Origin of the sequence: Pseudomonas sp. LTR0 (assembly GCF_036630035.1) — a bacterium.
Classification (GTDB): Bacteria; Pseudomonadota; Gammaproteobacteria; order Pseudomonadales; family Pseudomonadaceae; genus Aquipseudomonas; species Aquipseudomonas putida_Y.
The window spans coordinates 3,464,900-3,478,740 of record NZ_CP123734.1; the positions used below are offsets into that span (position 1 = coordinate 3,464,900).

At 61.4% G+C, this 13,841-nt stretch carries 13 protein-coding genes; 4 read left to right on the forward strand and 9 right to left on the reverse strand.

The annotated features are described in order from the left end of the window. Window positions 1-3 precede the first annotated feature (3 nt). From QCL51_RS15975 to QCL51_RS15985, 3 genes are all read right to left on the reverse strand, one after another. A complete protein-coding gene (locus QCL51_RS15975; protein WP_021782893.1) occupies window positions 4-312 on the reverse strand; it encodes a hypothetical protein in 309 nt (102 codons plus the stop codon). Between the two features lie 248 nt (window positions 313-560). Next, window positions 561-998, reverse strand: a complete 438-nt coding sequence (locus QCL51_RS15980) for a DoxX family protein (RefSeq protein ID WP_103462714.1) — start codon at window positions 996-998, stop codon at window positions 561-563. 112 nt (window positions 999-1,110) lie between these two features. Further along, on the reverse strand, window positions 1,111-2,517 hold the full coding sequence (locus tag QCL51_RS15985) for a transglycosylase SLT domain-containing protein (protein ID WP_274149679.1): 1,407 nt from the start codon (window positions 2,515-2,517) through the stop codon (window positions 1,111-1,113). 157 nt (window positions 2,518-2,674) lie between these two features. Between QCL51_RS15985 and QCL51_RS15990 the strand changes: the two genes are divergently transcribed. From QCL51_RS15990 to QCL51_RS16000, 3 genes are all read left to right on the forward strand, one after another. After that, window positions 2,675-3,472: a TatD family hydrolase gene (locus tag QCL51_RS15990; RefSeq protein WP_021782896.1), complete on the forward strand. Its 798-nt coding sequence runs from the start codon at window positions 2,675-2,677 to the stop codon at window positions 3,470-3,472. Window positions 3,473-3,598: 126 nt separating this feature from the next. After that, the gene (locus tag QCL51_RS15995; RefSeq protein ID WP_338443720.1) at window positions 3,599-5,077 is read left to right on the forward strand and encodes a methyl-accepting chemotaxis protein; all 1,479 of its coding nucleotides are present in this window, start codon (window positions 3,599-3,601) and stop codon (window positions 5,075-5,077) included. A 75-nt stretch (window positions 5,078-5,152) separates the two neighbouring features. Then, on the forward strand, window positions 5,153-5,521 hold the full coding sequence (locus QCL51_RS16000) for an Mpo1-like protein (RefSeq protein WP_021782898.1): 369 nt from the start codon (window positions 5,153-5,155) through the stop codon (window positions 5,519-5,521). Between the two features lie 41 nt (window positions 5,522-5,562). On the opposite strand, the gene QCL51_RS16005 is transcribed toward QCL51_RS16000, so the two are convergent. The 3 genes from QCL51_RS16005 to QCL51_RS16015 all read right to left on the reverse strand — a co-directional run bounded on the left by QCL51_RS16005 (window position 5,563) and on the right by QCL51_RS16015 (window position 7,510). Then, window positions 5,563-6,360 (reverse strand): thioesterase family protein, encoded by a 798-nt coding sequence (locus tag QCL51_RS16005; protein ID WP_103444065.1) that lies wholly within the window; start codon window positions 6,358-6,360, stop codon window positions 5,563-5,565. A gap of 77 nt (window positions 6,361-6,437) precedes the next feature. Then, window positions 6,438-7,217, reverse strand: a complete 780-nt coding sequence (locus QCL51_RS16010) for a CHAD domain-containing protein (protein WP_021782900.1) — start codon at window positions 7,215-7,217, stop codon at window positions 6,438-6,440. 14 nt (window positions 7,218-7,231) lie between these two features. Continuing rightward, entirely contained in the window at window positions 7,232-7,510 is a 279-nt protein-coding gene (locus tag QCL51_RS16015; RefSeq protein WP_003250254.1) for a lipoprotein, read from the reverse strand. Window positions 7,511-7,687: 177 nt separating this feature from the next. On the opposite strand from QCL51_RS16015, the gene QCL51_RS16020 reads away from it, so the two are divergent. Beyond that, complete coding sequence (locus tag QCL51_RS16020) at window positions 7,688-8,728, forward strand: patatin-like phospholipase family protein (protein ID WP_028697375.1); 1,041 nt, start codon at window positions 7,688-7,690, stop codon at window positions 8,726-8,728. A 115-nt stretch (window positions 8,729-8,843) separates the two neighbouring features. Here the strand turns inward: QCL51_RS16020 and QCL51_RS16025 are convergent, their stop codons facing one another. The 3 genes from QCL51_RS16025 to lon all read right to left on the reverse strand — a co-directional run bounded on the left by QCL51_RS16025 (window position 8,844) and on the right by lon (window position 13,718). Next, on the reverse strand, window positions 8,844-10,715 hold the full coding sequence (locus tag QCL51_RS16025) for a SurA N-terminal domain-containing protein (protein ID WP_338443723.1): 1,872 nt from the start codon (window positions 10,713-10,715) through the stop codon (window positions 8,844-8,846). Window positions 10,716-10,896: 181 nt separating this feature from the next. Continuing rightward, window positions 10,897-11,169, reverse strand: a complete 273-nt coding sequence (gene hupB, locus QCL51_RS16030; RefSeq protein WP_003250246.1) for a nucleoid-associated protein HU-beta — start codon at window positions 11,167-11,169, stop codon at window positions 10,897-10,899. 152 nt (window positions 11,170-11,321) lie between these two features. Next, a complete protein-coding gene (lon, locus tag QCL51_RS16035; RefSeq protein WP_103444062.1) occupies window positions 11,322-13,718 on the reverse strand; it encodes an endopeptidase La in 2,397 nt (798 codons plus the stop codon). Window positions 13,719-13,841 lie beyond the last annotated feature (123 nt).

Genomic DNA, 13,841 nt, shown 5'->3' on the forward strand with positions numbered 1-13,841 from the left:
TCCTCAGCGGCGGGTTATCAGGCCTTGACGCGCGATGCGGGTGAGATGCCCTATGACTTCGGCGGCCTCGTCCGACGCCGGCGCCTGGATCACAGCCAGGTCGAAACGGTCATTGCCAAACTGCGCGAGGTGGCAGCCGCTATCGGCGAACTGGATCAGAAAGGCACGCGCCTGCCCTTTACGCCGTGACAGGCCTTCAAGATGACGCAAAAGGGTGGGTTGATGCCGGCCGCCGAGCAGGATGCGCGGTGTGCGGGACGCCTGGCTGGCAGGCAAAGGGCTCAAACAGACACTGGTACGTGGGCAACTCATGGAGCTTCTCTCCGCCTCGCGAATCCCGCTGGGCAGCGGTGGGAGGCGTCACCGAACCAGCGCTTTAGCGGTATTTCGGACGACCCGGAGGTGGGGCCTTCCTGCGCCCCGCAAGTAGCTGTTTAAATCGGCGCAGGCGGTATGCTAGAGCGATGAGCACCAAGTTGCAAGCTACAAGCCGCAAGCAAGAACAAGCCGAGTATTGGCCCGCGCTTGCCTGCGGCTCGTAGCTCGCAGCTTGCAGGTGATTAGCGGGCGATCAGCCGGTCGAGCGAGAAGCGGCCGGCGCCTTCGATCATGACTGCAACAGTGCCGGCCAACAGCGCCAGGGCGAACTCATAGCCATTGTTGGACATGAACAGGCCGTTGCCGATGTGCACCGAAACGATCGCCACTATCAAGGTCACCGTCAGCGCCAGGGCCGCCGGGCGAGCCAGCAGGCCGACCACCAGTGCCAGGCCACCGAAGAATTCGGCACCGCCGGACAGCAAGGCCATCAGATAACCCGGCGCCAGGCCGATGCTTTCCATCCATTGGCCGGTGCCTTCCAGGCCGTAGCCACCGAACAGGCCGAAGAGTTTTTGCGCACCATGGGCCATGAAGATGATGCCGACCAGGATGCGGATAACGCTTAGGCCTGCGCCAGCACGGGTAGAGAACAGTGCGTTGAAGGTAGTGTTGTTCATGTGGAAGCGCCCTTGAAGCGAAGCAGTTGTGTTGGGATGGGCGCCATCATAATCAATTCGATAGATATGAAAATCGCAAAAAACCCAACATAACAATCGATATAATCGATTGTTAACGCTTCGCTACGCGCTCCAGTGCTGTGCGTTCGCGGTTGAACGCCAGGTAGTACTTGTTGATGCTATTGACGAAATTGACCGGTCCCATCCCCACCTGCTCCATGGCGATACGCTCTGTCTGGAAGAACCACTGGTTACCGTTGAGCCCTCGCCGTCGGGCCTCTGCGCGCATGGCCTGAACCCGCTCGGGGCCAAGGTTGTAGGCTGCCAGCACAAAGGCCATGCGCTCACGCTCATTGATCTTGGCACTGGCAAAAAACTTGCGCCGGATAAGCGCCAGGTAACGGGCACTGGCCAGGACATTGCCATCTACCGTCGCGGTATTGCTCACCCCCACCCGTTGGGCCGCCGAAGGGGTAATCTGCATCAGACCATGGGCACCGCCAGTGCCGCGTGCAGCCGGGTTGAGCGTCGACTCCTTGAAGGCCAGTGCAGCCAGGTTGAGCCAGTCGATCTGTTGCGCCTGACCATGCTTCTGCAACACTGCCCGCACCGAGGCCAGACGCTGGCGGCCTTTGCTGGCCAAGGGGTTGTGTACCCGGTACTGGCGGCGGTAGATACGCTCGAACGCTGCATCCTGGTTATCGGGCGCGCGGTAACCTTGCAGAAAGCGATCGACTGCGGCCAACAATTGCGGCGCATCACGCCCTACATACCAGCGCATGGCTTGCGGCGCACCCAGGCGCACCCGGCTGTCCAGGCGCAGCCGCGGCATAACCCGGGCCCAACGCCGGGCAATGGGCTGCTCGACTACGGTCAGGTGGTAGATGCCAGCCTGTACCATCTCCAGCACATCCTCCACTGCCAGCGTCGAATCGACCCACTCCACTTTGATCGGCGGCCGCTTACGCAGTGCCAGTTGCTGGTTGACCTGCTGGATCAGCGGCCCGGCGGCACTGGCGCTGGTCAAGGCGACGGTACGCCCTGACAGCTGTTCGACCTTGCTGAAACTTCGCTCGCCTTTGCGCCCGACCAGCGTCAGCGGCACCTGGTCGAGTATCGGCGCACTGCTGCTGACAGCGCCCACCGTCGTGGGGTCAAGCAGCTCGCCCGGGGCAGCCAGATCACCCTCGCCGCGGGCCAGAGCGCCCAGCAACTGCTCCTTGGCTCGCGGGATGAGCGTTAGCTGGATCTGCTGGTCGTCGGCGGTACGAGCATTGAGGAAATGCTCCAGGGCACGCAGGCGATAATACTCTATGCCGACTGGCTCGCCCTTGACCTCACCGGAGCTGTTGCGGCTCTGGTTGACCAGCACTCGCAGTACTTTGCTGGTACGAATCTGCGGCAGGTCACGTACCTTGGCCGGCGGTATGTGCTGCTGCGGGCCCGGCGAACGCGCCTGGGCGGTGCCGGTAAAGGCCACCCAAAGCATCAGCAGGAAAATGAGCCAGCATCGCAGCATGCGAAAACGTGTCCGTGGTCGGTGAGCGGCATCCATGGGTTGCACCGCCAAGTGATAAACGACGGTAAAAGACCACGGCAACAGCATGAAGTTCTTGGCTTTTTCAGAAAAACCCGGTTTTTGCTATGCTGGCCGCCCCGCGGCACGAGATAGCACCATGCAACTGATCGATATCGGCGTCAACCTGACCAACAGCAGCTTTCACGACCAACAGGCAGCCGTTGTCGAGCGCGCACTGGAGGCCGGCGTTACGCAAATGCTACTGACAGGCACCAGCCTGGCGGTCAGCGAACAAGCGCTGGAGCTGTGCCAACAACTGGATGCCAGCGGCGCGCACCTGTTCGCCACGGCCGGCGTACACCCACACGATGCCAAGGCCTGGGATGCCGACAGCGAGCGCCAGTTGCGACTGTTGTTGAGTGAACCGCGCGTACGCGCTGTGGGCGAATGCGGCCTGGATTTCAACCGCGACTTTTCCCCTCGCCCGCTGCAGGAAAAAGCCCTGGAAGCCCAGCTGACGCTAGCTGCGGAGCTGCGCCTGCCGGTGTTCCTGCACGAGCGCGATGCCAGCGAGCGCTTGTTGGCGATTCTCAGGGAGTACCGCGACCACCTGTCGGGCGCAGTGGTGCACTGCTTTACCGGTGAGCGCGAGGCGCTGTTCGCCTACCTGGACCTGGACCTGCATATCGGCATTACCGGCTGGATCTGCGACGAACGCCGCGGCACTCACCTGCACCCGCTGGTAGGCAACATTCCTCAAGGCCGGCTGATGCTGGAAAGCGACGCGCCCTACCTGCTGCCGCGCAGCTTGCGGCCCAAGCCCAAAAGCGGGCGCAACGAGCCGGCGTTCTTGCCGGAAGTACTGCGCGAGGTGGCCTCACATCGCGGTGAGTCAGCCGAGCACACGGCAGCGCATACCACGGCAACGGCCCGCGATTTTTTCCAGCTCCCCTGATTCTTGCGGGTTTCTGCGGGGTGGGTGAACGCCGTTGATATGCATCAACAAATCCCGTGGAGGATGCGGGCACAATGATGGCACCTTGCCAATATTGTTTCCGCTCAACTCAGAGAAGACCTGCCCATGGGTGCCTGGCTTAGCAATGTTTCCCTGAAGTACAAGTTCTGGGCCGTCAACGCAGTGGCCTTTGTCACCACCTTGCTGCTGGTGCTGTATGCCGTGCACCTGGAGCAACGCGCACGTGCCGAGGCGGCTCAGGCCCAAGCGGCCGCGCAAGCCCAGTTGCTGGCCGCCTGGCCAGCCGGGCAAGCACTGCCACGCCCGGCCAATGTCATCAGTTGGCAAACGGGGCAAACACCAACCTTCGCCGGAGAAGCGCTCGATGCCCTGCGCAATGCCAAAGGCTGGGTAGAACTGCCAAGCGCCTGGATCCTCGGTGAAAACCCGCTGCGTGGCGCTCAGGTGCTGCGCAACGGCGACCAGCAGTTGGCTGTGCTGGCTCAGTCCCCCAGTCTGCGCCAGGTATTCTTCGATCGCTTCAGCAACTACGCGGTGTGTGTACTGATCCTGATGCTGGCCATGCTCGGTGCCTCCCAACTGCTGATCCGCTTCCTGCTCAGCCAGCTCAACACCCTCAAGGACGTGATGCTGCACGTGGAAAAAACCGGTGACTTGTCGGCCCGCGTACCGCTGGCCAGTGGCGACGAGGTCGGCCAGATGGCCGGGGCCTTCAACGCTATGCAGTCCACCTACCACCGCGTGGTCAGCACCGTCGCCCAAAGCGCAGCACAGCTGGACTCGGGCGCTGCACGCCTGGCCGCCAGCATGAGTGACGTGCGCCATGGCATGCTCGGCCAGCAGAGTGAAACCGACCAGGCCGCCACTGCCATCAACGAAATGTCGGCGACCGTGCACCACATTGCCCAACACGCCGGTGCCACCCGCGATTTGTCACAAACCGCCGACACCTTGGCCGGCAGCGGCCAAGCGGTGGTCAGCCGAGTGCAGGATTCGATTTCCGGGCTTTCCAGCGGCGTGCAGCAAACTGCCGAAATGATTCGCCAGTTGGCCGAGGACAGCCAGAAGATCAACGGTGTCGTCAGTGTGATCCACAGTATTGCCGAACAGACCAACTTGCTGGCACTCAACGCTGCCATCGAAGCCGCGCGCGCCGGCGACCTGGGCCGCGGCTTTGCCGTGGTGGCCGATGAAGTGCGCAACCTGGCCAAACGCGTGCAAACCTCCACGGATGAGATCACCACCATGGTTTCGGCCCTGCAGTCGGGCACCCGCGATGCGGTGGAGTTCATGCAGGAAAGCTCGTACAAGGCCGACGACTGCGTGCGTCAGGCTCAGGAGGCCGGCGAGGCGCTGGCTGAAATTACCGGTGCCGTGGCACAGATGCGCGAGAGCAATACCCAGATCGCTGTAACGGCCGAGCAGCAAAGCCAGGTAGCCGAGGAAATGAACCGCGCGGTGGTCAGCATCCGCGATGTCACCGAGCGGACCGTGCAGCAGACGGTCGGCTCGGCGACCACCAGCAGCGAACTGGCGACCCTGGCCGGCGAACTGAACAAGGCCATTGGCCAGCTCAAGCTATAGTCACCATAGCCAGGTTCGATTGGCCCCCGCCTGGGGGCCGCACTAAGCTTTGGGCATGACCGAGAGGAAATCCCCATGAGCAAACGCCTGCCCAATCTTCCCGCCTGGCAATGGCGCGGCTACCACCATAATCACCGCCACCCGACCAACCTGGTGCTGCACCTGATTGCCGTTCCTTTGTTCATTTTAGGGGCACTACTGGTGCTGTCCGGACTCTTCGGTTTCGACCTCGGCCAGATCGCGGTGGGCGTAATTTCCCTGATCGCCGCACTGGGCCTGCAGCGCCAAGGCCACCGCCTTGAAGCCGAGCAGCCCGAACCGTTCGCCAACCGCCAGGATGCCGTGCAGCGATTACTGACCGAGCAGTTCATCACCTTTCCGCGCTTTGTGGTGAGCGGGGCCTGGTGGAAGGCCTGGCGGGAGCGGCACAAGCACCGACACTGAGTCAGTTGCCGGGGCGCTCCTTGTAAGCAACCTGGTAAGGATCAGGCGAAAACGGTGACGGTCTGCCGGCTCAAGGCCAACAACTCGCCCTGCGCTGTCCACAATGCCGCAGCAGCGTGCCCATAGCCATCCCGTGCATGCTCGGTCTCCACGCAGTATCGGCACCAATCCAGGGTCGACAGCTTCGCCGTAGGCTGGATGAACTCAATGGTCCAGGTCAGCGTACTGCCCGCAGCGGGCTGCTTGAGAAACGGCATAAGGCTGGGTGGCCAGGCATCGACCAACGCCAGCAAGTGCGCCTCGTTCACCGGCTCTTCCCGCACATCCCGCAAGCGCACCCAGCCGCCCATCTTGCGCGACTTATTGCCACTGAACGGAAGCCCACCTACCGCCCAGCGCAGGGCAACATGCCGCATGAACTCAGGGGTAACGCCTTTGATATAGGGCAACTCCGGGGCCGCCGCGTCGAGCGCAGGCATTTCAACGGCAGGTAACGCCGGCACTTCCACCACCGAAGGCCGGCCCGCACCGAAATTGCCCTGCACCAAGGTCACCACTTGGCCATCCTGAACGGCGCGGCCCAGCAACGTGCTAACCGCCTTGCCTTCGCGCAAGACCTCCACCTCGAAGCGGATGGGCACATCCGCAGCCGCTGGTGCCACGAAGCTGATGGCCAATGAGCGTACCGGGCGGCTGTCGCAGAGCCTGAGGCGCATGGCTTCGTACACCATGGCCGCCATCAGGCCGCCAAAGGCTGCGCGCCCCTGAGCCCAGCTGGGCGGAATGCTGACGGAATCCGGGTTGGCCCGCACAGCGTCGAGCAGTTGGTTGAAATTCATTGGCCGGCTCCTGCCTGCAAAGGAAAAGGTCCACTCATCCTAGCCAGCAAACCCCGGACAATCAGCCCGCAAATCGGTCATTTTCCGTGATAACGCCGCGCCAGCGCCTCTTGCAGGGTATCCAGCGTCACATCTGACTGGCGCTCCGCCTCATGCAGTTCCTGCTCCCAATCGGCCTTGCAGGGCAGCAGGTCGGCATGGTCGCGCGCTTGCAGAAGCCATTGCAGGCGGTCGTGCCAATCACCCAGGTCGCCCTGGGCCTTTTTCAGCACACGTTGCAGTTTCTTTCCTGCGTGATCGAGTTGCGGATAGGCCTCATCGCCATAGCGCGCACGCTTTATCAGCAAACGCAGCCGGTGGCGATCGTGAGCCGGGTCCCGCAACGCTTCGTGCAACGTGCGCCATTGTTTGACCAGGCGCTTGTCGATGCGTTTGTCCAGCGATTTGACCAGCCCCTCCCGGCCCGCCGCACGCAGGAACAATGGAAAGGCGTCAACAATCGCCAGCACCCTGGCCAGCTGCGGGCTGGCAGCGACACTTGCAAAGGTTCTGTCACGCCCCTGCAGACGCCGCTGCCCGGCTGCCGCATGACCGCGCCCGATCAGCTCGGCCGCCAGTACCTCACGATCACGCAAGGGCGTGGTAAGGGTACCCAGCGAACTTGCAGCATCCTCAAGCTGCTCCACGCCGGGCAGCCCACGCAACGGCCTCAACAGACTGCGCAGGCGCCGCAAGGTGATACGCAAGTCGTGCAAGGCCTCGCTGTCGGTATTGGCAGCCAGGCGTTCACGACAGGCCAGCAAGCGCACCTGCAAGGTCAGTATCTGGGCAACTACATGGTCGAGCATGGCAGACATACGATGCTCCCTGGTCAGCGCCCAGCGCGAGATTCACGAATGTAGAAGCGGGCCTTTTCGGCTTTGCGGGTACAGCTTTCATAGCCTTCGAACTGCTGCTGGGTCTTGGCCCCGGTCAGCAACGACAAGGCCTTGGAGTAACTGACGGCACCGGCGAAGCCTTCGGCCTTGGCCAGGTCCAGCTCCTTCCAGGCGGCATCCAGCTGGGTCGCGCAGCTGTCACGGTAGGCCGTCTTGCCCGCGCAGCCAGCAAGGGCCAAGGCAATCAGTGGAAGGCAGATCCAGGCTTTCATCAGTAATACCTCTATGGATAAACGGTGGCTATTCGACGCTCCGACAGCTGGAAAGTGCCATGCCCAGCCGGCGTTGCCTGGCCAGTTTTATTACAGTAGCTCAGCACGATCTACATTGAAGCACAGGCAGCGATGGGTGCATTGTAGGACCATGATGGCACTGGCCGGGGAATGTTCATGAGTAAACGTGTGGCACTGGTACTGGGGTCGGGCGGAGCCCGAGGGTATGCACACATCGGCGTGATCGAAGAAATCGAGCGCCGCGGCTACGAAATAGCCTGCGTCGCGGGGTGTTCCATGGGCGCGGTGATTGGCGGTATCTATGCCGCCGGCAAGCTGGACGACTATCGCAACTGGATCGAGAGCCTCGACTACCTGGATGTGCTGCGCCTGGTCGACGTCAGCTTTCGCCTCGGTGCAATTCGCGGCGACAAGGTGTTCGGGCAGATCCGCAAGATCGTCGGCGAGATAAACATCGAGCAACTGCGCATACCCTACACCGCAGTGGCGACCGACCTTACCAACCAACAGGAAATCTGGTTCCAGGAGGGTTGCCTGCACCAGGCCATGCGCGCCTCGGCGGCCATTCCCAGCCTGTTCACGCCGGTGATGCAAGGCAACCGCATGCTTGTCGACGGCGGCATCCTCAACCCGCTGCCAATCGTGCCTGTGGTGTCCAGCCATTGCGACCTGATCATCGCGGTGAACCTCAACGCCACCAACCAGAAGCAGTACCAGTTGCCAGTGATTGAGCGCCCGGCAGCGTTCAAGATGCGTTTTGACGCCTTGCTGAGTTCGCTGGGCTCACGCCTGCCGTTCCGGCGCAAACCGGCGGAAGAGCTGATCCGCATCGAAAAGGAAATCGTCGCCGAAGGGTTGGCGCCACCAAGCCCGTGGCTGGCCGACAGCGCCGACCCGGAAAGCCAGCAATCAGCGGCGGCCCCGGAGCGCGAGGGCGCGCCGAAGTCGGCCACCGGTTCTTTCATCATCGACAACGTGGGGCCGGCCTCGCTGCTGGACTTGATCAACCAGAGCTTCGAGGTCATGCAGACTTCGTTGGCACAGTACAAGATTGCCGGCTATCCGCCGGATGTGCTGATCAACGTGCCCAAGCGGGTGTGCCGGTTCTTTGAGTTCTACAAGGCGCCGGAGCTCATCGCCCTGGGGCGAGAGATTGCACGCGACACGCTGGACAGTTATGAAGGGGTGAAGCGGTAGAATCTGGTCGGCGCCGCCCCTGAGGCAGCGTGGTCTTCGACAATGACCGCCCTCGCGGCTGGCGAAAACGAAACAGGCCGCGCGAGGCGGCCTGTTTCTTCATGCAACGAACACCTTAGTAACGGGTGATGTCTGCATTGGCTTCCAGCTGCTTGCGGTAAGCGGCAAAGTCCTGCTGGCCAGCACGTGACGCGAGGTAGCGGCGAATCTGCTGCTTCTCTTCGTCGGTGGCGGTAGCGCCTTCGTTCACACCCTTGAGCTGCAATACCACCAGGCTACCGTCACGCAGCACTACACTGCCGTAAACAGGCTTGTCCTTGGCTTGCGGCTTGCCCAGACGGAACAGTGCCTGCAGTTCGGCCGGATCAATACCGTCCTCACCACGGGTGACTGCTTCATAGGCTTTCCAGCCCAGGCCTTCGTGCACACTGCCTGCTGCGATGGAACCGTCGCGCAAGCCGGCAATCAGCTTGTCTGCCTTGGCCTTGAGCTCGGCAGTCGCCTTCTCTTTGGCCAGGTGCTCCCTGATGTTCTTGGCCACAGCTTCCAGCGGCAGTTGCTCTGGCTTGCGGTGCTCCTTGACGCGCAGCACCACGGTGGTCTCAGGGTCAAGCTCGATGGCGGTGCTATTGGCCCCCTCATCCAGCACTTCTTCAGAGAACGCAGCCTGCACCACCGCACGGTTGGCAGTAATACCTTCACCGCCCTCGCGGCCGAAGGCAGCGGAGGTGTGTACCTTGAGGTTCAGGTCCTGGGCCGGCTGGGCCAGGTCGGAAGCCTCGTAGGCAGCATCCTGCAGTTGCTTGCTGGCGTCGACATAACGCTGCTCGACCAGCGGCATCTTCAGATCGCGGGTCAGTTTGTCCTTCAGGCTGGCGAAGCTCGGTACTTCTGGCGCCTGCACGCCCAGCAGCTTGATCAAATGGTAGCCAAACTCGGTGCGCACCGGTGCAGATACCTGGCCATCCTGCAGCTTGTACAGCGCCTCTTCGAAGGCTGGGTCGTATACACCCGGGCCGGCGAAGCCGAGATCACCACCGCTGTTGGCGGAGCCTGGGTCCTGAGAGAACTCCTTGGCCAGAGCGGCAAAGTCCTCACCCTTGGCCAGACGCTGCTCGATCTCTTCGGCGCGGGCCTTGGCCTGGGCGTCGGTGACCTTGTCGTTGACCTCGATGAGGATGTGCGCGGCATGGCGCTGCTCGGCGAGGTTGGCGATTTCCTTCTCGTACTGGGCCTTGAGCTCTTCGTCGGTCACTTTGACCTGGTCGAAGAAGGCCGACTTTTTCAGTTCGATGTAGTCGATCACGACCTGGTCAGGCGACATGAACTCCTTGGCGTGCTGGTCGTAGTGCGCCTTGACCTCTTCATCGCTGACCTTGACTGCGGCCGGGTCGGCCTTGAAGGTCAGGGAGGCGAAGTCGCGGGTCTGCTTTTCCAGGCGAGCAAAGGCGTCGACCTGCTGATCGGTGACGAAGCTGCTACCGGCCAGGCCAGTGCGCAGTTGGCCGATCAGCATTTCCTCGCCGAGCATCTCGCGGAACTGCATGCGGCCGTAGCCCATCTGGCGAATCACCTGGTCGAAACGGTCAGCGCTGAACTTGCCGTCCACCTGGAACTCAGGGGTCTGCAAGATCACCTGGTCCAGCGCAGCGTCGGAGAATGCGAACTTGGCATCCTCAGCACCTTGCAGCAGCAGCTTGCGGCTGATCAGCCCCTTGAGTGCCTCCTCACGCAGCAACTTGTCATCCAGCAGCGCCGGGTCGAAATCCTTGCCCAACTGTTGCATCAGTTGACGGCGCTGCATGTCGGCCGCCTGGCTCAGTTCGTTCTGGCTGATGGTCTGGCCGTTCACCTTGGCGGCGTCCTGGCTATGAGTGGCGGCCTGGAAAATGGCTTCGAAACCGGTCAATGCCATCAACACGACGATAAGGCCGATGATGGTCTTGGCAATCCAACCTTGTGAATTGTCCCTGATATTTTGCAGCATGCGTCCCCCAGAAACGGCTGTACCACTGCGTCGACAACCGCGGAGCGTGGGTAGAATCCTGATAAAAGAAAGGCGCATCCGAGGATGCGCCTTTTCTTAGCAAACGTGTCAGGCGGGAACGTTTGCGCCCCGCCATCACCGTGCTCGGACCAGGCCAGGCCGGGCCCGGCTGAAAGACGACTTAGTTGACGGCGTCTTTCAGGCCTTTGCCTGCCTTGAAACCTGGAACCTTGGCGGCTTCGATCTTGATTGCCTTGCCGGTTTGCGGGTTGCGGCCGGTACGCTCGGCGCGCTCCTTGACCGAGAAGGTACCGAAGCCAACCAGTACCACATCGTCACCTTGCTTCAGGGCGCCGGTGACGGATTCGATGACTGCGTCCAGCGCACGGCCGGCTACAGCTTTCGGGATGTCAGCAGATGCGGCGATAGCGTCAATCAGTTCCGACTTGTTCACTCTAAGTCCCCTTATTTCTCTATTGAGTTTGTTTCTAAGTATGTAATGAAAAGCTTATGAAACGTGTGCTGGGCGGCCTGACGACAATAGCGTGCCGCTTTATAGCAAGGCCTCGAAAAAACTGTCAAGGAAAGCCCCCCAGCTGAAAACTACTAATGCGTGCTAATTCTTTCCTTGGCATCGCCGTCGCGCTTTTCATCTTTCGCGACAATCTCCGGAGCCACATCTGGCAAGGGCTCCGGGGCGTATTGCAGCGCAATTTGCAGGACTTCGTCAATCCATTTGACCGGTTTGATCTGAAGATCCTGTTTGATATTTTCAGGAATCTCCTTGAGATCGCGAACATTCTCCTCGGGAATGATCACCGTCTTGATCCCGCCACGGTGTGCCGCCAGCAGTTTTTCCTTCAGCCCGCCAATGGCCAATACCTGGCCACGCAAGGTGATTTCACCGGTCATGGCCACGTCAGCACGTACCGGAATCTGCGTCAGTGCCGACACCAGTGCGGTGCACATGCCGATACCGGCACTTGGGCCATCCTTCGGCGTGGCGCCCTCAGGCATGTGAATGTGCACGTCGTGCTTCTCGTGGAAGTCGGCGGCAATCCCCAGGCTGCGGGCGCGGCTGCGTACCACGGTCTGCGCGGCGGTAATCGATTCGACCATGACATCGCCCAGCGAGCCGGTCTTGATCAACTGGCCCTTGCCGGGGATGACCACGGCCTCGATGGTCAGCAACTCACCGCCCACCTGGGTCCAGGCCAGGCCGGTAACCTGACCGATCTGGTCCTGCTGCTCGGCCAGACCATAGCGGAACTTGCGCACGCCCAGCAGGTGCTCCAGCTGCTCGCTGGCCACCTTGACCTTGACCTGCTTCTGCCCGGTATGTTCCTTGACCACCTTACGGCAGACCTTGGCAATTTGCCGCTCCAGGCCCCGTACACCGGCTTCGCGGGTGTAGTAGCGGATGATGTCGCGAATCGCCGAGACATCGACCTCCAGCTCTTCCTTCTTCAAGCCGTTGGCCTTGACCTGCTTGGGCACCAGGTACTTGATGGCGATGTTGATCTTCTCGTCCTCGGTGTAGCCAGGCAGACGGATGATTTCCATCCGGTCCAGCAGCGCCGGCGGGATGTTCATCGAGTTCGAGGTGCAAAGGAACATCACGTCCGAGAGGTCATAGTCGACCTCCAGGTAGTGGTCGTTGAAGTTGTGGTTCTGCTCAGGGTCGAGCACTTCCAGCAGTGCCGAGGCTGGGTCGCCGCGCATGTCGCTGCCCATTTTGTCGATTTCGTCGAGCAGGAACAACGGGTTGCGCACACCCACCTTGGTCATCTTCTGGATCAGGCGACCCGGCATGGAACCAATGTAGGTACGGCGGTGGCCACGGATCTCGGCCTCGTCACGCACGCCACCCAGGGCCATGCGCACGAACTTGCGGTTGGTGGCGGCAGCGATCGACTCGGCCAGCGAGGTCTTGCCGACGCCGGGTGGGCCGACCAAGCACAGCACCGGCCCGCGGATTTTCTTGACGCGCTTCTGCACGGCAAGGTACTCGAGGATGCGTTCCTTGACCTCTTCCAGGCCATAGTGGTCGGCATCGAGGATTTCCTCGGCCTTGGTCAGGTCCAGACGCACCTTGCTCTGTGCCTTCCACGGCACCTGCACCAGCCAGTCCAGGTACGAGCGCACCACGGTAGCTTCGGCCGACATCGGAGACATTTGCTTGAGCTTGTTCAGCTCCGCCTGGGCCTTGGCCAGGGCATCTTTAGGCAGACCTGCGGCTTCGATGCGTTTTTTCAGCTCTTCGACTTCATTGTGGCCTTCGTCACCATCGCCAAGCTCTTTCTGAATGGCCTTCATCTGCTCATTCAGGTAGTACTCGCGCTGGCTACGCTCCATCTGCTTCTTGACCCGGCCGCGAATGCGCTTTTCGACCTGCAGCAGGTCGATTTCGGCATCCAGCAGTGCCAGCACGTGCTCGACACGGGTAGTCAAGTCGACGATTTCAAGAATTTCCTGCTTCTGCTCGATCTTCAGGGCCATGTGCGCGGCCATGGTGTCGACCAGACGTCCTGGCTCTTCGATGCTGTTCAGCGAAGACAGCACTTCGGCAGGCACTTTCTTGCCCAGTTGAACGTACTGTTCGAACTGCGACAGCAGCGTGCGCACGAAGACTTCCGACTCGCGCTCGGCAGTGTCGGTTTCGTCGATCAGGGAGACTTCGGCACGGATGTGCCCTTCAACTTCGGAGAAGCGCTCGACCGCACCACGCTGCTCGCCTTCGACCAGCACCTTGACGGTGCCATCAGGCAGCTTCAGCAGTTGCAGCACGGTGGCAACGGTACCGACGCGGTACAGGGCGTCCTCACCCGGGTCGTCGTCGGCTGGATTCTTCTGGGCAAGCAGAAGGATCTGCTTTTCGCCCGTCATCGCCGCCTCGAGGGCTTCGATGGACTTTTCACGCCCCACGAACAGCGGGATAACCATGTGCGGGTAAACAACGACATCGCGCAATGGCAAAAGAGGCAAGTCGAGGGTGGTCTTCATGATTTCGCCTCTACAGCGGCCTTATGGCCGGAAACCGGTGGAAATGATGCTTGGACCTAATGTGGGGGCATGCTTGGGAAATTACAAGCGCTTGCACAGGAAAAGCAGAAAGGGGCCCGTAGG

Bases quoted from the DNA above. Each gene is read 5' to 3' on its own strand.
- QCL51_RS15975 (WP_021782893.1), bottom strand. From the start codon at position 312: ATGAGTTGCCCACGTACCAGTGTCTGTTTGAGCCCTTTGCCTGCCAGC.
- QCL51_RS15980 (WP_103462714.1), bottom strand. From the start codon at position 998: ATGAACAACACTACCTTCAACGCACTGTTCTCTACCCGTGCTGGCGCA.
- QCL51_RS15985 (WP_274149679.1), bottom strand. From the start codon at position 2,517: ATGCTGCGATGCTGGCTCATTTTCCTGCTGATGCTTTGGGTGGCCTTT.
- QCL51_RS15990 (WP_021782896.1), top strand. From the start codon at position 2,675: ATGCAACTGATCGATATCGGCGTCAACCTGACCAACAGCAGCTTTCAC.
- QCL51_RS15995 (WP_338443720.1), top strand. From the start codon at position 3,599: ATGGGTGCCTGGCTTAGCAATGTTTCCCTGAAGTACAAGTTCTGGGCC.
- QCL51_RS16000 (WP_021782898.1), top strand. From the start codon at position 5,153: ATGAGCAAACGCCTGCCCAATCTTCCCGCCTGGCAATGGCGCGGCTAC.
- QCL51_RS16005 (WP_103444065.1), bottom strand. From the start codon at position 6,360: ATGAATTTCAACCAACTGCTCGACGCTGTGCGGGCCAACCCGGATTCC.
- QCL51_RS16010 (WP_021782900.1), bottom strand. From the start codon at position 7,217: ATGTCTGCCATGCTCGACCATGTAGTTGCCCAGATACTGACCTTGCAG.
- QCL51_RS16015 (WP_003250254.1), bottom strand. From the start codon at position 7,510: ATGAAAGCCTGGATCTGCCTTCCACTGATTGCCTTGGCCCTTGCTGGC.
- QCL51_RS16020 (WP_028697375.1), top strand. From the start codon at position 7,688: ATGAGTAAACGTGTGGCACTGGTACTGGGGTCGGGCGGAGCCCGAGGG.
- QCL51_RS16025 (WP_338443723.1), bottom strand. From the start codon at position 10,715: ATGCTGCAAAATATCAGGGACAATTCACAAGGTTGGATTGCCAAGACC.
- lon (WP_103444062.1), bottom strand. From the start codon at position 13,718: ATGAAGACCACCCTCGACTTGCCTCTTTTGCCATTGCGCGATGTCGTT.